19 protein-coding genes are annotated in these 21238 nt (G+C 57.1%); 8 read left to right on the top strand and 11 right to left on the bottom strand.

Features of this window, described 5'->3' with window-relative positions:
• Positions 1 to 124 precede the first annotated feature (124 nt).
• Positions 125 to 2323 (top strand): TRAP transporter large permease subunit, encoded by a 2199-nt coding sequence (locus tag LL947_RS05775; RefSeq protein ID WP_499834220.1) that lies wholly within the window; start codon positions 125 to 127, stop codon positions 2321 to 2323.
• Positions 2324 to 2397: 74 nt separating this feature from the next.
• Here LL947_RS05775 and LL947_RS05770 read toward each other — a convergent pair whose 3' ends face one another.
• Positions 2398 to 3375 carry an NADPH:quinone reductase gene (locus LL947_RS05770; RefSeq protein WP_290821355.1) on the bottom strand — a complete coding sequence of 326 codons (978 nt, stop codon included), beginning with the start codon at positions 3373 to 3375 and terminating at the stop codon, positions 2398 to 2400.
• 163 nt (positions 3376 to 3538) lie between these two features.
• Between LL947_RS05770 and LL947_RS05765 the strand changes: the two genes are divergently transcribed.
• On the top strand, positions 3539 to 4327 hold the full coding sequence (locus tag LL947_RS05765) for a glycerophosphodiester phosphodiesterase family protein (RefSeq protein ID WP_499834219.1): 789 nt from the start codon (positions 3539 to 3541) through the stop codon (positions 4325 to 4327).
• 18 nt (positions 4328 to 4345) lie between these two features.
• Here LL947_RS05765 and LL947_RS05760 read toward each other — a convergent pair whose 3' ends face one another.
• Positions 4346 to 4825, bottom strand: a complete 480-nt coding sequence (locus tag LL947_RS05760) for a hypothetical protein (RefSeq protein ID WP_499834218.1) — start codon at positions 4823 to 4825, stop codon at positions 4346 to 4348.
• Positions 4826 to 5120: 295 nt separating this feature from the next.
• Between LL947_RS05760 and LL947_RS05755 the strand changes: the two genes are divergently transcribed.
• Both LL947_RS05755 and LL947_RS05750 read left to right on the top strand, forming a co-directional pair.
• Positions 5121 to 6845, top strand: coding sequence for a proline--tRNA ligase (locus LL947_RS05755; protein WP_499834217.1), 1725 nt, complete (start codon positions 5121 to 5123; stop codon positions 6843 to 6845).
• A 103-nt stretch (positions 6846 to 6948) separates the two neighbouring features.
• The gene (locus LL947_RS05750; RefSeq protein ID WP_499834216.1) at positions 6949 to 7491 is read left to right on the top strand and encodes a lytic transglycosylase domain-containing protein; all 543 of its coding nucleotides are present in this window, start codon (positions 6949 to 6951) and stop codon (positions 7489 to 7491) included.
• A 188-nt stretch (positions 7492 to 7679) separates the two neighbouring features.
• On the opposite strand, the gene ccoM is transcribed toward LL947_RS05750, so the two are convergent.
• Together ccoM and LL947_RS05740 are read right to left on the bottom strand one after the other, a co-directional pair.
• Complete coding sequence (gene ccoM, locus LL947_RS05745; RefSeq protein ID WP_404417307.1) at positions 7680 to 7841, bottom strand: cytochrome c oxidase subunit CcoM; 162 nt, start codon at positions 7839 to 7841, stop codon at positions 7680 to 7682.
• A gap of 127 nt (positions 7842 to 7968) precedes the next feature.
• A complete protein-coding gene (locus LL947_RS05740) occupies positions 7969 to 8487 on the bottom strand; it encodes an FKBP-type peptidyl-prolyl cis-trans isomerase (protein ID WP_290821347.1) in 519 nt (172 codons plus the stop codon).
• 143 nt (positions 8488 to 8630) lie between these two features.
• Here LL947_RS05740 and LL947_RS05735 point away from each other — a divergent pair, with 143 nt between their 5' ends.
• Entirely contained in the window at positions 8631 to 9998 is a 1368-nt protein-coding gene (locus LL947_RS05735; protein WP_290821345.1) for an AmpG family muropeptide MFS transporter, read from the top strand.
• Here the strand turns inward: LL947_RS05735 and LL947_RS05730 are convergent.
• On the bottom strand, positions 9995 to 11809 hold the full coding sequence (locus LL947_RS05730; RefSeq protein ID WP_404417303.1) for an SEC-C metal-binding domain-containing protein: 1815 nt from the start codon (positions 11807 to 11809) through the stop codon (positions 9995 to 9997). The two genes, LL947_RS05735 and LL947_RS05730, sit on opposite strands and share 4 nt — an antisense overlap.
• A 139-nt stretch (positions 11810 to 11948) precedes the next feature.
• On the opposite strand from LL947_RS05730, the gene LL947_RS05725 reads away from it, so the two are divergent.
• Positions 11949 to 12545: a GNAT family N-acetyltransferase gene (locus tag LL947_RS05725; protein ID WP_499834215.1), complete on the top strand. Its 597-nt coding sequence runs from the start codon at positions 11949 to 11951 to the stop codon at positions 12543 to 12545.
• Between the two features lie 13 nt (positions 12546 to 12558).
• Here LL947_RS05725 and LL947_RS05720 read toward each other — a convergent pair whose 3' ends face one another.
• A complete protein-coding gene (locus tag LL947_RS05720) occupies positions 12559 to 13806 on the bottom strand; it encodes an ABC1 kinase family protein (RefSeq protein WP_499834214.1) in 1248 nt (415 codons plus the stop codon).
• A gap of 216 nt (positions 13807 to 14022) precedes the next feature.
• On the opposite strand from LL947_RS05720, the gene LL947_RS05715 reads away from it, so the two are divergent.
• Positions 14023 to 15969, top strand: coding sequence for a DNA topoisomerase III (locus LL947_RS05715; protein WP_499834213.1), 1947 nt, complete (start codon positions 14023 to 14025; stop codon positions 15967 to 15969).
• A 25-nt stretch (positions 15970 to 15994) separates the two neighbouring features.
• The gene (locus LL947_RS05710; RefSeq protein ID WP_499834212.1) at positions 15995 to 17077 is read left to right on the top strand and encodes an NAD(P)H-dependent flavin oxidoreductase; all 1083 of its coding nucleotides are present in this window, start codon (positions 15995 to 15997) and stop codon (positions 17075 to 17077) included.
• Positions 17078 to 17149: 72 nt separating this feature from the next.
• Here the strand turns inward: LL947_RS05710 and LL947_RS05705 are convergent, their stop codons facing one another.
• The 5 genes from LL947_RS05705 to LL947_RS05685 all read right to left on the bottom strand — a co-directional run bounded on the left by LL947_RS05705 (position 17150) and on the right by LL947_RS05685 (position 21100).
• Positions 17150 to 17554, bottom strand: a complete 405-nt coding sequence (locus tag LL947_RS05705; protein WP_404417291.1) for a DUF2784 domain-containing protein — start codon at positions 17552 to 17554, stop codon at positions 17150 to 17152.
• 2 nt (positions 17555 to 17556) lie between these two features.
• Positions 17557 to 18396, bottom strand: coding sequence for a 6-carboxytetrahydropterin synthase (locus LL947_RS05700; protein WP_404417289.1), 840 nt, complete (start codon positions 18394 to 18396; stop codon positions 17557 to 17559).
• On the bottom strand, positions 18396 to 19040 hold the full coding sequence (gene queE, locus LL947_RS05695) for a 7-carboxy-7-deazaguanine synthase (RefSeq protein WP_499834211.1): 645 nt from the start codon (positions 19038 to 19040) through the stop codon (positions 18396 to 18398). Before queE ends, LL947_RS05700 begins: the two co-directional genes overlap by 1 nt.
• A 19-nt stretch (positions 19041 to 19059) precedes the next feature.
• Complete coding sequence (gene queC, locus LL947_RS05690; RefSeq protein WP_404417283.1) at positions 19060 to 19740, bottom strand: 7-cyano-7-deazaguanine synthase QueC; 681 nt, start codon at positions 19738 to 19740, stop codon at positions 19060 to 19062.
• Between the two features lie 133 nt (positions 19741 to 19873).
• On the bottom strand, positions 19874 to 21100 hold the full coding sequence (locus LL947_RS05685) for a DUF4236 domain-containing protein (RefSeq protein ID WP_499834210.1): 1227 nt from the start codon (positions 21098 to 21100) through the stop codon (positions 19874 to 19876).
• Positions 21101 to 21238: the final 138 nt, after the last annotated feature.

The following is a 21238-nucleotide window of genomic DNA, read 5'->3' as shown; positions in this document are numbered from 1 at the left end:
AGCCGGGTGCTGTGAACATGCCACAGCACCCGTTTTAACTTGGAACGTCGCCGGGTGCGCCTGCCCTCTTGACTCTTTGATCCGTCACCATCGCCTGTAAAGATGGTTTCACGGAGGAGCCTTCATGAACCTTGATATTGAATTTGTGCTACCGCACTGGCTTTATTGGTCGGTGTTGTTGCTATTGCCCTTGGTGGTCATGTTTTTCGTTAACCGAAGCTTTCGGCGCGGCGAGACCGTTTCAGGTAGCGATACCGTCGAGGTCCCTGCCGGCCAGGAAGTGATGGCTGCCTTCAAACCGCCGGGCAATCTATTCACCACTGCGGTCGATAAGGTTTCCGGTTTTTCCGGTCGTTATGTTGCCTATTGGGCCTTGATTGCGCCTTTCATCTTTACCTATGAAGTGCTGGTACGCTACGCCTTCAACTCGCCAACCAACTGGGCTCATGAATCCATGACCCTGATGTTCGGCATGCAGTACCTGGTGGCTGGGGCCTATGCACTGCGTGAGTGTGGCCACGTACGTGTCGACATTCTCTACAGTCGCGCCAAACCCTTGAACCGGGCAGCGCTGGATCTTGTCACTTCAGTCTTTTTCTTTATTTTCACCATTGCCCTGCTTTCCACAGGCTGGAATTTCTTTTCCCAGTCTGTCAGCGATGCCTACATTATCGGCTCAAGTTACGCCAACGAAACCTCTTTTACCGAGTGGGCCATACAATTCTATCCGGTAAAGTTCATGATGTTCCTGGGGGCGGTGTTGCTGCTGCTTCAAGGTATCGGCCAATTGATACGTGATGCGCAGGCCTTTCGCCATCACTGGCCTTCTCACGAGGGCAGCCAGATATTTGCACGAACCTTACTGATTATTGCGGGTTTGCTGGCAGCCTGGCTCAGCTTCGAGTTCATCAATATTGCTGTGACCGATTACGACAGCCTGCCCGGCAGCCTCGAAAATAGCCTCGGGTCGGTTGGCATTGGCGCGTTGACGCTAGTGATGTTCGGTTCTCTGATGGTGGTATTGGTCGCAGGTTTACCTCTCGCCTTCGTTACAGGTGGCCTGGGCGTGGTATTTCTTTATATGGTGGGCGATCAGAATATGCTCAACCTGATGCCTTCGCGAATATTTCCGATGATGACCAACTATCAACTATCGGCAATTCCACTCTTCATCTTCATGGCGTCCGTTCTGGAAAAGGCCGGTATCATAGAAGAGCTGTTTGATGTGGTCTACAAATGGATGGGAGGTCTCAAGGCAGGTCTTGCGATTGCTACCATTATTGCCTCCACTCTTCTGGCAGCCATGGTCGGTGTGATCGGCGCCGCGGTTGTCACCATGGGTTTGATCGCATTACCAGCCATGCTCAAACGTCATTACGACCCTGAGATCGCCATCGGTTCCATCATGGCCGGAGGCACCCTGGGGATTCTGATACCGCCTTCGATTCTTGCCATCATTTATGGCGTCATCGCGCAGCAATCGGTGGGAGAGCTGTATCTTGGTTCTTTGCTTCCGGGCTTGTTGCTGGCTTTCATGTACGGCTTCTATTGCTGGATGCGTGGCACCATCAATATCAAGATGGCCCCGCCCATGCCGGTTGATGACCGCGTTGACATGAAAGAAAAGCTTAGCCTGTTGCGCAAGATGCTGGCCCCCATCCTCTTGGTCATTCTGGTGCTGGGTATTATCTTCTCAGGCATTGCAACACCGGTGGAGGCAGCCGGTATTGGTACATTCGGGGCCTTGATCGTGGCCGCCCTGCACAAACGTCTGACATGGCCAAACCTGCACGCCGCCTGCATGAGCACCCTGGTTGCCTCCGCCATGGTGATGTGGATCATCTTTGGTGCCAGCATCTTTGTGGGCTTCTATATTCTGCAGGGTGGCCAGACCTTCGTGCAGGAGCTGATATCGGGCGCCGGGCTGAGCCCTTACGCCGTGCTGCTGCTGATGATGGTGCTGCTGGTGGCGCTGGGCATGTTCCTTGACTGGGTAGGCATCCTGCTCTTGGCAGTGCCGATTTTCGTGCCCTTGATCAAGGGAATGACCTTTGATGGACTCTTCGGATTGCCCGGCGTTGATGCGACTGACGTTTCACTGTGGTTCGGGGTCATCTATCTGGTCAACATGCAGATGTCTTTCTTGAGTCCACCGTTTGGCTACGCTCTTTTTTACATCAAAGGGGTTTGTCCACCGCACATCACGATGGCACAGATATTCCGCTCGTCATTTCCTTTTCTGGGAATTCAAGCACTGGGCCTTGCCCTGGTGATACTTTTCCCGGCGCTGGTCACCTGGCTGCCTAACCTCGCCTACGGCTAAAACCATCTCGCCCTGAATAACCCTCGCACCAGTGCCTGCCATCGCTACATTGAGGATGGCAGGCTTTTCATTAATCAGGGCAGCAGGATCGTGGAACCGGTCGTCTGGCGCGACTGCAATGCCTCCTGCGCCTTGCCGGCCTCGCTGAGCGGGTAATGCTGGGCAATATCGATACTGACTTGGCCACTATCAAGCATGGCAAAGAAATCCTCACACATCATTTCCAGGCGTTCACGGGTGTCGGCATAGCCGTTCAGGCTGGGGCGGGTCACAAACAGCGCACCTTTCTGATTCAGAATACCGATATTGACCCCCTCCACGGGGCCTGACGCATTGCCGAAGCTGACCATCAGGCCACGTGGTTTCAGGCAGTCCAGCGAGGTTTCCCAGGTGTCTTTGCCAATCGAATCATAGACCACATCACACATGGCCCCGTCAGTCAGCTCACGCACACGCTCAACCACATCTTCCGTGCTGTAGTTGATGGTAGCCCAGGCACCATTCTTTTCCGCCAGAGCCGCTTTTTCCGCTGTGCTGACGGTACCAATCAGCTTGACGCCGAGGGCACGCGCCCACTGGCAGGCAATCGAGCCTACCCCACCGGCAGCCGCATGAAACAGGATGGTCTCACCGCCTTTCAATGGGTAGGTCTGGCGCAACAGATACTGCACCGTCAAGCCTTTCAGCATACTGGCCGCTGCGGTTTCAAAATCCACTCCGTCCGGCAGAATGACCACCTTGTCGGCTGGCAGCGTATGCTGCTCGGCATAGGCACCCAGAGGACCCTGGGCATAGGCAACGCGATCACCTTCCTTGAGATGAGTGACGCCCTCACCCACCGCCTCAACAACCCCGGCCCCTTCCGTGCCTAGCCCTGAAGGCAGTGAAGGGGCCGGATACAGGCCAGTGCGAAAGTAGATATCAATAAAATTAAGACCCACCGCCTTATTACAGACCCGCACTTCACCCGGCCCAGGCGCCTTGGGTGATACCTCAACCATCTGTAACACCTCGGCGCCACCTGTTTCAGCAAACTCGATTCGCTGGCTCATTGATACCTCTCTGTTTATGACGATTCTGGTGTATCAATTTACCAGAAATCAGCCAAGAAAACGTCGTACTGAGGTAAAGCGAACTGAAGGTACTCTTTCTTCTGGCGGTCATCTTGCTGTGCTAGGCTCAAGTATATTTACCTCACGGATTATAGAGCCTGTCATGACACCCACTTCCACAAGCGCTGACTTTCACCATCCTGACATACAGCTTCCTCGCCTGATTGCCCACCGGGGTTACTCTGCAGCCGCGCCTGAGAATACGCTGGCAGCAGTGCGTGCTGCACATAAGGCGGGTGCTCGCTGGGTCGAACTGGATGTTCAGCTACTGGGCGATGGTAAAGCCGTGATCTGGCACGATGCCGATGTCGCTCGCTGCTCTGATGGGCGAGGTGACCTAAAACACCTAAGTTGGACACAAGCCCAAAAGCTGGACGTGGGAGGATGGTTCAATGACGACTTTGCAGGTGAATGTATGGCCAGCCTTGCGGCCATGCTTGAATTGCTGAACGAGCTGGAAATGGGCGTCAACATGGAGCTCAAGGTCAACAAAGGGCATGACCCGCGCCTGCTGGCCGAAACCTGCCTACCGCCTATGCTGGCCGAATTGCCCTGCGAACGACTGATTATTTCATCGTTCAGTCAACTGGCGCTGCAAACCTGCCGGGAACAAGCAGATGCCCAGACACTGGCACTGGGTCTTCTCTGCGACACCCTGCCCCCTGACTGGCTAGCGCAATGCCAACGACTGGAATCGTTCAGCCTTCATCCATCCTGGTATCGTCTTAAACGCGCCCAGGCTGAAGCGATTAAACAGGCAGGCTATGCATTACTCTGTTATACCGTCAATGATCCTAGCGCTTTCACCCCTTACTGGCAGTGGGGAGTTGATAGCGCCATTACCGATCAACCTGCCGCGTTTCAGCGCTATCTGGATAATCACGCCAACTGACTGTCCAGAAAGTGGCGACTAAAGAGTATCAAGCTTCTGCGCGTCATTGACCCCTGACATGCGCACCAGTGCCAGTGCTTCATCCAGGCTTTCCACTTCCTCGACCATGAGCAGCTCATTGCTGAGTGATACCGGTTGACCTGTTTTCTGCGACAGCAGGTTTTCCAGCGCCTGAGTGTCAGTGGCGTCGTCAAGGCGCTGAACATCCAGGCTGGACGAATGAGTACCCGGCAAGTAAATGGTGCCATTGGAAAAATCCACCGCATAAGCGATCACACCGGGCACCAGGAAAAATAGCAGGCCAACACCATTGGCAGCGGCCACCTTGATATCTATCTCGCCGCTGATCTGACCTTTGCGCTCAGGATAGAAAATAGTGCCACAACCCGCCAGGGATACGACACAGGCGGCCACCACGGCGCTTTTAAGCCAACGATTCAATCGCTCACCCTGCGCAAAATGCCCTACTCTGTGCTTGTTAACAGCGGTTAGTTGCATGACTGGCTACCCCAGAAAAAATAAGAATTGAATACGACAGCAAGGTCAAAAAAAGCCATCCATTACGGATATTAGCATGCGCGTTAACCTTTGGAACAACCAAAACCCGAGACAGCAGCGTTTATACGCCGCTGACGTTTTGCCGCTGCCAACGCTTCACCGTACAATGCTGTTATCGAGATATGACCTGCTGCTTAATTTGCAACATTTCCTGGCGGTAAGGCAACAGACTCAAGCGACTGCTATGCGGTTGCTCTTTATATAACCCACTCAATATCAAGGGAACACCCACCTCATGCGCGCCAGCCAACTACTGATTGCCACGCTCAAAGAAACACCCGCCGATGCCGAAGTTATCAGCCACCAATTAATGCTGCGGGCCGGGATGATTCGCCGCCTGACATCTGGACTGTACACCTGGCTGCCGATGGGACTGCGTACCCTGCGCAAGGTTGAAACCATCGTTCGTGAAGAAATGAACCGTGCAGGCGCTCAGGAGGTGCTGATGCCGGCGGTTCAGCCGGCAGAGCTTTGGCAGGAATCTGGCCGCTGGGAGCAATATGGCCCGGAACTGTTGCGCCTGAAAGACCGTCACGAACGTGACTATTGCGTTGGCCCGACCCATGAGGAAGTCATCACCGACCTGGTACGCAGAGAAATCGCCAGCTACAAGCAACTGCCGATCAACTTTTACCAGATCCAGACCAAATTCCGAGATGAAATCCGTCCGCGTTTTGGCGTGATGCGCTCGCGAGAATTCATCATGAAGGATGCTTACTCCTTCCACTTGGATGAAACATCACTGCAGGATACCTACCAGGCTATGTACGACGCCTACACACGTATCTTCACTCGCCTGGGGCTGGATTTCCGCCCCGTCATTGCGGATAACGGCTCGATTGGCGGCACGGGTTCGCATGAATTCCATGTGCTGGCAGAATCTGGCGAGGATGACATCGTCTTCTCCAACGGGTCTGACTACGCTGCCAATATGGAAAAAGCCGAAGCCCTGCCCGCGCCCCTCAACAGCCCGCAGGAACGCCCGGCCCCTAGTCAGACAATGACGCTGGTTGACACCCCGAATGCCAAGACCATTGCCACCCTGGTCGAGCAACACAACCTGCCTGTCGAAAAAACCATCAAGACCCTGATGGTTCACGCCGCGGAAGGTGGCCTGATTGCCTTGCTGGTGCGCGGCGACCATGAACTCAATGAAGTCAAGGCGGAGAACCTCCCCCAGGTGGCTACGCCGTTGACCATGGCCAGTGAAGAAGAGATTCGTGCCCTTGTCGGTGCGGGCCCGGGCTCACTGGGCCCGGTCGGGCTGGAAATGCCCATTATCATCGACCGCAGCGTGGCATTGATGAGCGATTTCGGCGCCGGTGCCAATGTTGATGGCAAACACTACTTCGGGATTAACTGGGAGCGCGATGCGCCTCTGCCGGAAGTCGCCGACCTGCGTAACGTGGTGGAAGGTGACCCCTCGCCAGACGGTCAGGGCACTCTGGCGATCAAGCGTGGCATCGAAGTCGGCCATGTTTTCCAACTGGGCCAGAAGTACTCCCAGGCCATGAATGCCAGCGTGCTCGGCGATAACGGCAAGACCAGCCACCCCTGGATGGGCTGCTACGGTATCGGCATTACCCGGGTAGTGGCTGCTGCCATCGAACAGAGCCACGATGCCTCCGGCATTATCTGGCCTAATGCGATTGCTCCTTTCCAGGTAGCATTGGTCCCCATGAACGCCCACAAATCCCAGCGGGTGAGGGAAGAGTCCGAGCGTCTTTACCAAACGCTCAGCGCCGCCGGGCTGGATGTTCTCTTGGATGACCGCGACACCCGCCCAGGCGTCAAATTTGCTGACCTGGAGCTGATGGGCATTCCCCATCGCCTGGTGATTGGTGACCGCGGCCTGGACAAGGGTGAGCTGGAATACAAGGGACGCCGCGATAGCGATATCACCATGATCTCGGCCGACAGCGTGGTTGATTTTCTGCGTGAAAAAGCCGGAATCACTTAATTATCGCGCTCCCTGTTGGTGCAGCCGCCTCTGGCAGACGGCTGCGCAATGCACAGCCTTTATTAGGCGCGCCTTCAGGACAGACCCGCGATCAGCTTTAAGGATGCCACGGCTTGCGACGTGGCTGGTAATCGGCTGGCTTTTCAGCCCTTTGGACCCGGTCAACGCTGAGCAGGCACTGATGCCTACCTTTGAGGCAGCGTCTCAGGCACCACAGGCCAGTGCACAGCAAAAACGCTGGGAAAGGCAAATGGGTCCTAAGCTTGCCCACTTTGTCCCATCAGCAGATTTACACGCCTTGATTCTTCAACGTGTCTATCAGGAAGCCTCCCTGGCGGGGCTTCCCCCATCATTGATATTGGCACTGATTGAGGTCGAGAGTGCTTTTGAGGCTGATGCGGTATCGTCAGCAGGGGCTATAGGGTTGATGCAGATCATGCCGTTCTGGCTTGAAGAGCTGGGCCTGGCGGCCGACAACCTTAAGGATCCGGCCAGAAACCTGCGCTACGGCTGTACGATTCTTGCCCATTATCTGGCGGTCGAAAACGGCGACTTCACCCGCGCACTGGCACGCTATAACGGCAGCCTCGGCAAGACCTGGTACCCGGAACGCGTGATGCACGCCTGGCAACAACACTGGCGTTAATTCGCACTCTATTCAACGACACGCCAGCTATCTCGTCCTGCCGCCTTCGCTATATAAAAAAAGCCGGCCCAAAAGGGCCGGCGACTGGGGGCTTACCAGACAGTACACCCCCTCCCCTGACAACTGGTGCGTGTCAAACGTGCTGTGAGCTAAGGCCCCTTCAGTTAGTAACAACCTAAAAGTATGCGCTAGTGACTGATGCCATGCGGCTGTGAATGAGCAGAAACATTGTTGTGGCCGTTCTTCTTACGACGGTGATCACGAACGATGAAGGCAACCCATCCAATCATGAACACAATCATGAGTGCCACAGTCACCAAACCAAAGATAATAGTATCGTCCCAGTACATAGCAGCTCTCCCGCCGTGAAGTAATGAACCAACTATAGCCGGGAGAGGCAGAGCAGAAACTGACATGGGTCAATTTTACGTTGCAACATCACGCTGGGTGGCACTGTGTTTGACCCAGATCAGTTTTTCAAAGCACTTTGCGATCTTCCACCTTGCTGTGATCGGTTCCAGGTGGCAAAGGATGCCCCTTGGCCAGCTCTGCACGGGTTGCTTCGCGCACATCCAGAACCCTGACCTTGTAGCGCAGCGTCCGGCCCGCCAATGGATGATTGGTATCCACCGTTACCTGGTCACCATTCAGTGCTACCACGGTGACAATCTGCGGCCCGGCCTCGCCTTCAGTCTGAAACCGGCTGCCAATTTCTAGCTCTGCATTGCCAAAGGCATTGCGGTTAACCTCTTGTACCAGCGCTTCATTGCGAATGCCGTAGGCATCCGCTGGCATCAGGGTAACACTCAACTCACTACCGGCTGCCTGCCCTTCCAGTGCCTGTTCCAGACCTGGCACGATATTATTGTGGCCATGCAAATATTCCAGAGGCTGCTGGCGAGCCTCGGAATCATCGAGCACCTGCTTTTCTCCGTCATCCAGAACATCGCTTAGCACATAGTGCAGGGTGACAACCTGATGCGCGGCAATCGACATGCAAATCTCCTCTCCGGTAAGCTGTTGGCTTCAAAGCATCGGGCGTAGGGCCTTTTGACGTTTCATCACGAATCGTGATGAATCGTCTAACAACCCTAGTGTACCATCCGCCCTTGGCTGTCGTCTTTCAGGAGCTACACCCTATGCCCACCCCTAAGCCGCAACGCAGCTGGCGGGATGCCTTTGCTGTTTACTGGCATGCACCGGTTATCACCATGCTGTTTCTGGGGTTCTCTGCCGGTTTACCTTTTCTGCTGGTATTTTCCACTCTTTCCGCCTGGCTGCGCAGCGATGGCGTTGAGGTCGCCGCCATTGGTTTTTTTGCCTGGGTAGGCATGCTCTATTCCATCAAGTTTTTCTGGGCGCCGATTGTTGACCGCCTGGCGCTGCCGGTACTCACTCACACTTTTGGCCAGCGGCGCGGCTGGATGCTGTTGGCCCAGGCACTGATGGTCACGGGGCTGGTGGGGCTAGCCAGCCTGGAACCCCAGGGCAACCTGGGGTGGGTTGCCATCTTTGCGCTGCTGGTCGCCTTTGGTTCCGCCACACAGGATATTGCTATTGATGCGTTCCGGATCGAGTCTGCCGATAACGATGTCCAGGCCGCCATGGCGTCAACCTACATTATCGGTTATCGGGCCGGCTTACTCGCGGCCGGCGCCGGGGCACTCTTTGTGGCGGCCGCCACCTCATGGAATATTGCCTATCTATGCATGGCGGCGTTAATAGGCGTAGGGGTCATCACGGTACTGGTGCGCCCTGAACCGCCGCGCAATTCATTGACCATTCAGCTCGCCCACGAACCCAAGGTCCGCGCCTTCCTGCGAGCCAGCAAAGGCAAACCCCGTTGGCTGCGGCGCCTGGGGGCCTGGAGCATTGGTGCTATCATCTGCCCGTTCAGCGACTTTTTCCGCCGCTACGGCATCAAGGCTCTTTGGGTACTGGTGTTTATCGCTGTCTTCCGGATCAGCGACCTGGCCATGGCTTCCATGGCCAACCCCTTGTATATCGATCTGGGATTTTCCCTGGCCACCATTGCCAACGTCACCAATATCTTTGGCATTGCCATGAGTATTACTGGGGGGATTCTGGGAGGACTGCTGGTAGCACGCTACGGTATTGGCCCCCTGCTGATCCTTGGATCCGTGATGGTCATGCTGACGAATCTGCTGTTTGCCGTGCTGGCCCTGATGGGAAACCAGCTGCCCATGCTGGTCATAACGATTATCGGCGACAACCTGGCCAATGGTCTGGCCAGCGCTGTCTTCATTGCGTTTCTCTCCAGCCTGACATCAAGAGCTTATACCGCCACCCAGTACGCGCTGTTTTCATCCTTGATGACACTGCCCGGCAAGTTCATCAGTGGCTTTGGCGGTATCATGGTGACCTCACAGGGCTATGCCAGCTTTTTTGTGGCGGCAGCTCTGCTGGGGTTACCCGCCGTTGCCCTGGCTGTCTGGGTCAGTCGCGACAAACAGTTGGTACCCGCCCCTAAGGGTGTAAGCACCTAACGGTATGCTGACAGCCACGCCAGCGCACCGGGCGTAGCGCGCCACTGGTCACGCATCAGGGCACGATACTGCCAGGCCTCTCCCCGGCTGCCCGGGTCGACGTCACCCTCCCGGCCAGGCTTTACAGGGCGCGGGTTGTCTGCGCTCAGCAACTCAATGGCATGACGATTATAGCGCTGAATGTCTTCCAGCACCTCGGCTGCCTGGTCGTAGTGTTCCAGACGGAAATGCGCCAGGGCGCGTCCAAACAGGATATTCAACGCCATGGAGCCGTCTTCGCGATGGTCTTCCAGAAGTCGTAAGGCATCGGCATTACGCTCATCACGCAGCAGCTGATCCAGCACCAGTTCGAGCAGCCCCAGGCTATCTTCGCGGTTCACCAGCAGCATTTTTTCAGCCAGGTGACGCGAGTGCTGACGTGCCCCACGCTCCATACCTACCACCAGCGCCAGGCCAGTACGCAATAGAATCGCATTGTCCGCATCATCCCAACACAGGTTGCCCTCACCAACGGCGCGCGCCTGATCCAGCCAACGGTCAAGACGCTGTGCCAGAGGCTCCAGCAGGCTGGGCGCCATCCACGGCAAGCTGCCAAAGCGGCTGGTCAGAGCAAGCGCCAGATCCTGCAACACCTGGGGAGAGTCCAGCCACTCCGGGTGAGCACATAATGCCGACATCCAGCTCACGGCGTTATCCCAGGGATCGTCAATAAACCCAAGCGCGATATCCGTATCGACCATTACCTGGAATTCCGCGTGCCAGGCCGCAAACAAGGTCGCCTCACGGGCACTCACATGGTATTCAAGACGCTGCTCACCGCGCTGACGAAAATCCAGTTTGGGGGCAGTCGTTAACGCCGCCAACAGCGACTGCAGGGCCATAAGTGGGGTCGCCAGATCTGCTTCGGCACTCAGCAACTGATCTGCCAAGGTCGCCCCAGGGTTGTCCGCCAGCGCGGCCAGAAAATCCAGCTGGTCATCATCCAGCTCCCCCTTACGTACCAGACGCCGGTACCAGAAATCCGCGCGCGCCCTGGCTTCTTCTTCGTGGCCTTCATGCAGCAGCAGCATAGCTTCTATATAGGCCAGCGTCGGTGAGTCCGGCAGCGCCTGCTGAGCGCGCACGAAAGCCGCACGGGCGCTATCCAGATCATCGCCGTCCAAATGCGTTAGGCAAAGTCGCTCCAGAGCGACACCGCGGAGAAACATGGGACCGCGTTCCATCACCTCATCCAGCAAGTCCGCACGTTTGCGATTGAAGCCGCGTTCCTGGTAAATATCCAGCAGGATTTCAAAGGCAGGCTCTGCCTGCTCAGGCAGTCGTGACCAGTCACTGCCGTCAAACAGGGATTCCAGAATCTGCATGGCGCGCCCACTCTGGCCACTTTCGGCGGCAATCAAGCCGGCTTCAAGAAGTGACTGAGCCGGTGCCTTTCCACTGAGCAACGCCGCCTTAAGGGTAGCGCCTTTCCATTCGCGCAATGACAGCATCCACATCATCTGGGGCGGAACATCGGTGGGGAACTCTACCTGAGCGCAGCACTGCTTGAACTTTCGACCTGAATCGCACCAGCACGGCTCATCCCTTTCCGGCGTAGCCAAGGGCTGGGAAGAGAAATCCAGGCGTTCCAGAGGCGTCTGCGACCACAAGATTGGGGCCAACGCCTGGGCCTGGGTGGCATCACCGCCAAAGTACTGACCGCCGTGTGCGCGTACCCAGGTCATGAAATCGGGATAATGTTCATTTTGCCTGATAGCCGAGAGTGCCCCAGAGGCAAATCCCAGCAATTGCTCTACCCATACCGCCAGCATTGGCGTCTCCACTACAGTAATGAAAAGCGCCCTAGTCTAGCATGACCGGGAAGGCTGTCGCAGACAGGATTGGTTGCAAAAAACAGGCCTGCTATCCTTTTTCAAACCTGAGCGCCAGTTCACCATGGGAGTCAGACTGATGAGAGACGTGACCGTCACCACTTGCCAGGGAACGCACGTGGGCACCTACATAGACGCGCTTGCTCAACTGCGCATCGACGTCTTTCGGGATTACCCGTATCTCTATGCCGGAGACCTGAGTTATGAAGCCGATTATCTGGGCCGCTATGCTGCCAACCCCCGGAGCTTCTTTGTGCTTGCCTTTCAGGGTAACCAACTGATCGGGGCGGCGACTGGCCAACCGCTTCAGGACGAAGTGGATGATTTCCGCCGCCCCTTTGAGCATCAGGGGTTTCCTGTCAGCCAGATATTCTATTACGGCGAATCTGTTCTGCTGCCTGACTACCGAGGGCAAGGTATCGGCAAACGCTTTATGGCTGAACGTGAGCAGCATGCGCGCCAACAGGGATTCACTACCACTGCATTTTGTGCTGTCGAACGGCCCGCCGATCATCCACTCAAACCGGCTGATTACCAACCATTGCATGGCTTCTGGCAGGCGCAGGGTTATCAGCACCACCCTGAGTTGGCCACGACCTTCCGCTGGCAGGACATCAACGAATCCGCTGAAACGGAAAAGCCAATGGTGTTCTGGCTGAAAAACCTGAACGGATAAACACCCCGTCGGGTCAGGGATTTCTGGCCCACGCCAATAGCGGCGCGGTGCGCGCATACATGTCCAGGCGAGCCTGCAGGCGCACCAGGTTCCAGTAATGGCCATTCAGTGCCCGTGACAACAGCAGTGTATCGGCGGGCGGCTGCAGGCGATCCATCGCTGCCCAGACCTTGGGCGTCAACTCGCGTAGCCGGCGGTGAACGCGTACATCACTGAAGTCCTGCTGACCCGGCGCAAACAGCGGCGACACGCACTCGGCAGATTCACGGTACAGAGAAAGCGGTGCGCCCTGCCCCTGGCGACCACCCATCTTGAGCAACGCCTCATCCATGGCCATAGGGTCATGCTTTATAGTGGCATCCAGCAGCTGCATCATGGCCTTCAAGCGCGCTTTGGGTACCGGAATGACAGCGCCAAAATCATAAATTACCAGGCGCCCATCGTCATCGGCTGCAAAGTTGCCCGCATGGGGGTCGGCGTGCAACTCGCCATAGGTAAACAGTTCTTCCGTAATCCAGTCAGCCAGCACCTCGGCCACTTTCTGGCGCCGCTCATCATCAATATTTTCCAGCTCACGCAACGGCGTGCCGTCAACAAAGCGCATGGCCAATACATGCTGGCCGGAAAGTTCAAACAGGGGTTCCGGAATCACCAGACGCGGGTCATGCTGATAGCGTTCGCGATAGCGGGAAAGCGCCTTGGCCTCAGCCAGATAATCCAGCTCCTCACGCAGCCCCGCCGCCAGCTCTTCAAACAGAGCGTCAAGGCGCGCCTGAGGCACCTTGAACCAGCGCCCCAGGCGCATCAGGCGCTTGACCTGCTTGAGATCGCTTTCCAACACCTCCGCCAGGCCGGGGTACTGGATCTTGAGTACCACGGTATCGCCTGCCTGGGTCACCGCCCGGTGAACCTGCCCCATGGAAGCACTGGCGAAAGGCCGCTCTTCAATCTCTTTGAAGTGCGCATCAATATCACCATACTGCAGCACCAGAGCCTCACGAATGCGCGGCCAGGGCATCGGCTCGGCCTGGCGCTGCAGCCTTGCCAATTCATCGGCCAGATCCTGGGGCAGCAGGTCATCCCACTGTGACATGATCTGCGCCAGCTTCATGGCCGGCCCTTTCAGCTCGGAAAGCCCCTCAAACAGGGCTTCACCCAAGGCGCGCCAATCCGCCTGCCCTCCCATACGGGTTTTCAACAAGGCGCCGCCGGTTCGGGCACCCAGCCCCATCAATCGCCGCGTTCTACCGCGCTCACGCATAGCGCTCGCCTCTACTGGTTAATTGCCAAGATGTGATAAGTTTACAGAACAGCGCTACCTTGTACAAAATATCTATACAAGATATTTACAAAAACACCCGTATTTCAGCCAAAGTCAGCCAATAGGCCGTGATTTGGTGAAAAAAGATCACGCTTTTCCAGTGCCAGCAGAGGTCACGACAATGCTTAACTCTGAGACTAAACACAAAGCGCTACCATGCGTGTGATTATTGCTGAAAAGCCCAGCCTGGCCAGGGCGATAGCCGAAGCGCTACCCGGCCGCATGCAGCGTCAGGAGGGGCTGATCCAATGTGGGGATACCACCGTGACCTGGTGCCTGGGGCACCTGCTGGAACAGGCACCACCGGAAGCCTACGACCCGGCCGATAAACAGTGGCGCCTTGACCGTCTGCCGATTGTACCCAGCCGCTGGCAGCTGGCGCCCAGGCCCAAGACGCGCGGGCAGCTCAGCGTGATACGCAAGCTGCTCAAACAGGCAAGCCTGGTGGTGCATGCCGGTGACCCGGATCGCGAAGGCCAGCTGCTGGTGCAGGAAGTGATTGAGCACATGAATTACCGTGGCCCGGTGCAGCGGCTGCTGGTCAGTGATCTCAACCGCCCTGCCGTGGTGCGGGCACTGGGCAGACTGGAGGATAACCAGACCTTTCAGCCGCTGTATCGCGCCGCTGAAGCGCGCGCCCGGGCAGACTGGCTGTATGGCATCAACCTGACCCGCGCCTGGACGCTGACCGGGCGCCAGGCCGGTCACGATGGCGTGCTCTCGGTGGGACGCGTGCAAACGCCGGTGCTGGGGCTGATTGTGCGCCGTGATAACACAATCCGTGACTTTGTGCCTTACCCCTTCTACCCGCTATGGGTGGATCTAGAGGTGCAACACGGTCAGCTGCGCGCCTGGTGGGCACCCAAGCCCAATCAGCCACTGGATGAACAGGGCCGCCTGATTGACCGGACCCCGGCGGATGCCCTGGCCGCCCGTTTGCCCGGTGCTCAAGGCCAGCTTAGCCAGCTGGAACAGCAGGAAAAACGCCAGAATGCCCCGCTACCCTACTCACTTTCTGCCCTGCAGGTAGATGCGGCGCGGCGTTTTGGGCTTTCCGCCCAGGCAGTGCTGGATGGCTGCCAGCGTCTGTATGAGCAGCATAAGCTGATCACCTACCCCCGCTCAGACTGCCGTTACCTGCCGGAAGAGCATTTTGCCGGAATGCGCAAGGTGCTCAGCAGCGCCTGCCAGAACGACACCACCCTGAACGGCTGGCTGTCAGGCGCCGACTTCAGCCGTCGCTCCAAGGCCTGGAACGATAAACAGGTTGGGGCTCACCATGCCCTTGCCCCAACCGGCAAGCCGTTTGATGCCAGCGCAGTCAGCGATATCGATGCCAAGCTGTTTCAGCTGATCAGCCGGAATGTGCTGGCCCAGTTCTACCCACCACTGCGCACCTTTGAAGTAAAAGCCGAATTCACCCTGCTGGAAGAATGCTTTCGCGCTCGTGGCCAGCAGGTACTTGACCTCGGCTGGAAGCCCCTGTTCACCACCCGGGAGGAATCTCCGCCGCTTCCGCCACTTACGCAAGGAGAAGCCTGCCAGGCGCTGGCCGCGGGAGTAGAGGAACGCGAGACCCGCCCGCCAGAGCACTTTACCGATGCCAGCATCATTAAGGCGATGATGAATATCAGCCGCTATGTGGACGACCCGGAAGTGCGCCGCACCCTGCGCGACACCGATGGCCTGGGCACTGAAGCCACCCGCGCCGGGATTCTTGAAACGTTGGTGCAACGCGGTTATATCGTCCGCAGACAGAAAGCATTACGCGCCACCCGCCTGGGCAGCGCCCTGATTGCCGCCCTGCCCGAGGCGGTCAGCACACCGGAACGTACCGCCCTTTGGGAGCAGCGTTTAAGCGCCATTGCCGAACGCCAGGATGACGCAAATGCCTTCCAGCATGCCCTGGTTGAGGATCTTGATGCGCTGCTGGGCCAGAGCGATGCTGGTAAACTGCGTCACAGCCTGCAAACCGCCCAGGGTGAAGCTGCGGCGCCTGCCAGACGTGGCGCTAAATCAAACAAGGGCTATACAAAACGCAAACCCACTGGGAACAGGAAAAAACGGCCTCCACAGGGGCAAAGCGCACAAAATACCCCTTGATAACCCCCTTCCCTGGGAGACGATCATGTTAGAACAGGCCAGCCTTACGCAGCAGCTCGGCGTTGACTATCCGATTATTCAGGCGCCGATGGCAGGTGTCTCAACGCCTGCGCTGGCGGCAGCGGTAAGTAATGCCGGGGGGCTTGGGTCAATTGCTATTGGCGCCAGCTCAGTAGAAAAGGCCCGTGAACTGATCGTTCAAACCCGAGAGCTGACGTCAAAGCCGTTTAACGTCAATGTGTTCTGCCATCAGGCACCGAGATACGACGCCGCCCGGGAAGCTGCCTGGCTGAACCAACTGGCGCCCCTGTTTGCTGAATTCGGCACAACACCGCCCAATCAGCTGGATAAAATCTACACCAGTTTTGTTGAAGACGACGTGGCGCTGAATATGTTGGTGGAAGAAAAACCGGCCATTGTCAGCTTTCACTTTGGCGTGCCGCAAGCGGCCTGGGTCGAGACGCTCACAGCGGCAGGTATCGTGACCCTGGGCTGTGCAACCACCCTGGACGAAGCGCGTGAAATCGAGGCCGCCGGGGTGGATGTCATCGTCGCCCAGGGCTATGAAGCGGGAGGCCACAGAGGCGTGTTTGACCCGGCCAAGGGCGATGCCAGGATCGGCACCCTGGCGCTGGTACGCTTGCTCAGTCAGCAGTGTGGCATACCGGTTATCGCCGCCGGGGGCATTATGGATGGCCAGGGAATAAGGTCGGCGATGGCGCTGGGAGCATCAGGCGTTCAGCTGGGCACGGCCTTTGTGCTATGCCCGGAATCAGCGGCAGATGACGCCTATCGCCAGGTATTGAAAAGCCCACAGAGCCAATATACCGAAGTCACTCGGAGCATTTCCGGTCGCGCCGCGCGAGGCATTGTCAATCGCTTTCACCGCGATATTGATGCAGGCTCGGCCAACCGCCCGAGCACACTATCACCGCCGGATTACCCTTTTACCTATGCGGCTGGCAAGGCACTGGCCAGCGCTGCGGCCCGCCAGGGTGAACACGGATTTGATGCCCATTGGGCCGGCCAGGGCGCGCCCTTGGCGCGGGAAATGCCAGCACAGGCACTGGTCAAATTGCTGGTAGAAGAATGGTCGGCTAATGACTGATAACGCGGCTGCGCAACGCCCACTGTTCTGACCCGGATTCCTGTCCCGACAATCCGGGACAGGAATCGGGCATTACTGCCGCATGTGCTTATGGGGTCGCACAACAAACCAGCTGGCCAGCACGAGAGAGCCGAATACACTGTAAACCAGCACAAAGGCCCAGTCTGGTGCTTCAAAAAACAGTAGACGATGTAACCAGTGCTGGATAAAGGAGCCTGCATAGGTCACTTCGCCTGCCTTTTCCCGTAACGCCCTTTCCCAGACGGTCAGCGGGCATACCAACCCCAGCCAGGACTGCACGACGACATAACCCACAGCAGCCAGGTGCGCTATACGCCAGACCTTATGACGCACCCATTGCCATTGGCAAAAATATCCCAGATAGATCACCAAGAGACCGAGTACGACAAAGGCCACGAAGATGACATGCAGCACCAGCACGACATCGGCCATTAGCAGCAATAATGGCTCTGACATATTCACGCGCCTGAGGCCTCCGCCGTCGCCCCTTTGCTGATCCCTTCGAACACCACGGTACGTGTGGGCTCGCCGGTTTGCGTCGCGACCTTGTCCGCCAGCCATTGGGCAATGTTTTCAATCGTGGTGGGTACCTTGAGTACCGCCGTGCGTGACTCTGGGAGGGCCAGGCTGAAGCTTCCCTGCGTTGAATGATAACGGTATAAAATTTGCCCTTCTTGTGACGTTTCGGCAATATCCTCGGCTTCAATCAGGTAGCGATGGTTGAGCCAGTCACGCCACTGCTGTTCAAGCTGAAACACACGCTGGCCGTGCTGATAAATCTCCAGCCGAGAACGATGACCATGGGCAATGCGCTGACAGTTGCCAAGGTGGCGTTTCAGGCCGTGGCTGTAGCCAAACGCCGCACCGTCAATGGTTTCGGCACTCAGGGTCAAGGTGACCCGAGAGACGTTGGGCGGCCGCTGGGCATTCAACAGCGCTTCGCAATGAACCAGGATATCCGCCTCGCTCACCTCTGCGGTCGGCAGCGCTGTCACTGCCTCAGGCGGTGTTTCCAGACGTATCGCATAGGGATGCTGGGTCTCCACCGTGCAATGCTTGTCATCAAATTTCACGGCCACACCGTCTGCGTGTTGCGGCACCAGCAAGGTATGATCCGGCCCCGCATCCAGCACCCGCTTGATCCAGGGTTTGACCTCGCCAAAATCCAGCAGCATGCCGTCGTCGCCCAACTCGCCTTCCAGCGTGGCGTTGACCAACCAGCTCATGCCAGTCAGGCCGTGAACGGGGCTCCAGATGGAAACGTCCAGATGGGTCAGGTGGTTAACAAAAAGCGCCATTATTCAAAGCCTGCCAGTTTGTGAAGTTGCATGGACAAACGCCACTGCGGGTGATTGAGACAGTAATCCACCGTCTGCTGCACAGTATTGCCGCTGGGGTTCTGCAAGGCACTCTGATCCATGGGCTGCAGATAGAAATGCGCGAAATCCAGGCAGCTAAAGCGTTCCGGCAAGGCGTCCTGCTGGGGGTATACCAGCTTGAGTTCATCGCCCTGGGTCACCATCAGCCTTGCCTGGCTTTTGGGGCTGACACAGACCCAGTCAATACCCTCAGGCACCGGCAAGGTGCCGTTGGTTTCCACCGCGATTTCAAAGCCCTGTTCATGCAGGGCGTCAATCAGGGTGTCATCCACCTGCAGAAGCGGCTCGCCCCCGGTCATCACCACATAAGGCGTGGCGCTGGAAATGGCCGGCCACAGTGAGACAATATGGTCCACCAGGGCCCTTGCCGTGGAAAAGCGCCCGCCGTTGATGCCGTCCGTGCCGACAAAATCGGTATCACAGAACTGGCAGACGGCCGTGCTGCGATCCTTCTCGCGACCGGACCACAGGTTGCAGCCACTGAAGCGGCAGAAAACACTCGCGCGGCCGCTCTGCGCCCCTTCACCCTGCAAGGTGTAGAAGGCTTCCTTGATATGGTACATGGTGTTGCCTCTTGGGAGATCAGGACGGCCGATAGGCGATGGGGTCTTCCATACCGTTGGCGGCAAAGGCTTCCAGGCGGTCAATGCAGCTGCCGCACTCACCGCAGGCCAGTTCCTCGCCCTGGTAGCAGGTCCAGGTGTGGCGGTAGTCCAGCCCCATCCTGATTCCGTCGGCCAGAATATCGGCTTTGCTAGCCTGCAGGTAAGGCGCGTGAATGGTCAGCGGATTAAAGTCCGCCAGGCCAGCAGCTTCGTTCATTGCCTCCACAAACGCAGGGCGACAATCCGGATAGATCAGATGATCGCCCGCATGAGCGCCATAATAGACATCCCGGGCACCGATATTGATCGCCTTGGCGATGCTCATCGATAACAGCATCATGTTGCGATTAGGCACCACCGTTGCCTGCATATTGCTCGCAGCGTAGCGGCCACTGGGAATGGCCTGGCGGGGATCGGTCAGCGCCGAGTTATCAATCAGGCCATGAATAGCGCGAATATCGACCACCTGGTGGGCAATGCCAAGGGCCTGGCAGACCTGGCGGGCCATTCCCAGTTCACGGGAATGACGCTGGCCGTAATCAAAGGAAAGCGCATGTACATCAGTATGCTGGTGACGGGCGCGATGCAGCAGGGTAAAGGAATCCATGCCGCCGGAATACACCACCACAGCGGGTTGGTGTTGGGAAGGTTGTGACATCAGGGGTGCTCATTGTCGGAGAATTTGTACAAAGCGAGACGCCAGCGTGGCTGGCTGCCGGGTTCCGGTCCGGCTGATCAGGATTTTACGCAGGAAGCCTGGCATTGGCCAGAATAAAGCACCCCAATGACGGTTAATCCAAACTGAACGGATCAATATCCCGGAAAATACCGGTCTTGGTCATATTGCGACGCAGGCTGAAGCCTTCCACAGCGGTCACAGGATCAACCTGCTCCAGCCGATCAAAGTGGATACGCTGCCATTGCGCTCGGCTGACCTTGATGCTGAACAGGTATTCGTCGTGTTCACCCCCGGTTGCCGCGTCAATGACCTGCCGGTACCCGGAAACGCGGGCCTCTTCAACGTTGGGCAGACGCGCAAACACGGCTCCGATCACTCGAAATGCTATGCCATGCACAAGATCACGGTAAAGCTTGCGTTGACGGGTAGCACTGAGTTTCCTGGGAGTAAGCTTCAAGGCCTTGGCGGGCATCTGCCAGTAGTGCTCCGGCATCTCGTCTTCATTGGGCAGATCGATATCCACCGCAATCGTGCTTTCATCACGGCCCAGGTCAAAGTCGATCAGGGTCTCTCTCGGCCATTCAATGTCTTCCAGCCGCTCTTGCAATGCCTGCTGCATGGCATTCATATCGGCATAAACGTCCTCTTGCTCGCGTTTTTGCCGAGCAAACTCAGCGGCATCAAAGTCTGCCTTACGTTTCTCCCACTGGCGGTAGGCACTGTCAAAGGCCCGCTGACGCTGCGCATGCTCTGCTTCCAGACGTGAGGATGTGGCCGGCAACAGGCGTTGCCACCATTTCATTTTCAGCGGTGCAGGTGCTTGAGGCGCTTTTTCTTCAAAGGGTTGCGGAGTATACCCAGGCATCTTCGGACAAGGCGTACTCCAATGCAGATGGCCCAGCACATCGATAGCCTCATTGCGCTGATCACAGATAGCCTGAAGATGCTCGCGTATTGTCTCTTCGCCCTCGCGCCTGACGGCCCGGGCCTCCTCATCTGAAAGTGACTGGCCATCCGGCCATTGGTAATCGACGTCTCCTGACTCATCGACCACCAGCTGGAAGTTGACCTTCTCCGCTTCAGCCAGGCGTGATTCGACGTTCTCAGTGCTGGAAGCGGGAGACGCCTCATGGGTTGAAGAACCTTGGGATGTTTTCCTGTTCAGTTTTGTCCGGTAGGCGAGCCCTGTTCCCGGAAGACCGGCATGGGCGTGAGCGCCGCTTGGCCCGATGCTGAGACTGGCACCTCGCGGCCCCACTGACAACCCCAGCCCCCGTTTACTGAGGTTAAGCCGAACGCCCGGTGCCAGTTTGATACGTCGCTGAAATCGAAATGCCATTTATCACCTATTGAGAAGTCGTTAAAAGGTTGAAAAATGTCCTGATCAGGAATTTCCATCATCCCGAGGCTAGGGCCTTTAGACACCAGCATGGTTATTGAACGCTTTCCAGGAATTTTCCAAAGAAGCACTCCCTCT

Source organism: Halomonas sp. BLK-85 (assembly GCF_044792155.1).
Classification (GTDB): Bacteria; Pseudomonadota; Gammaproteobacteria; order Pseudomonadales; family Halomonadaceae; genus Vreelandella.
This window is presented reverse-complemented; position numbering and strand designations above follow the sequence as displayed.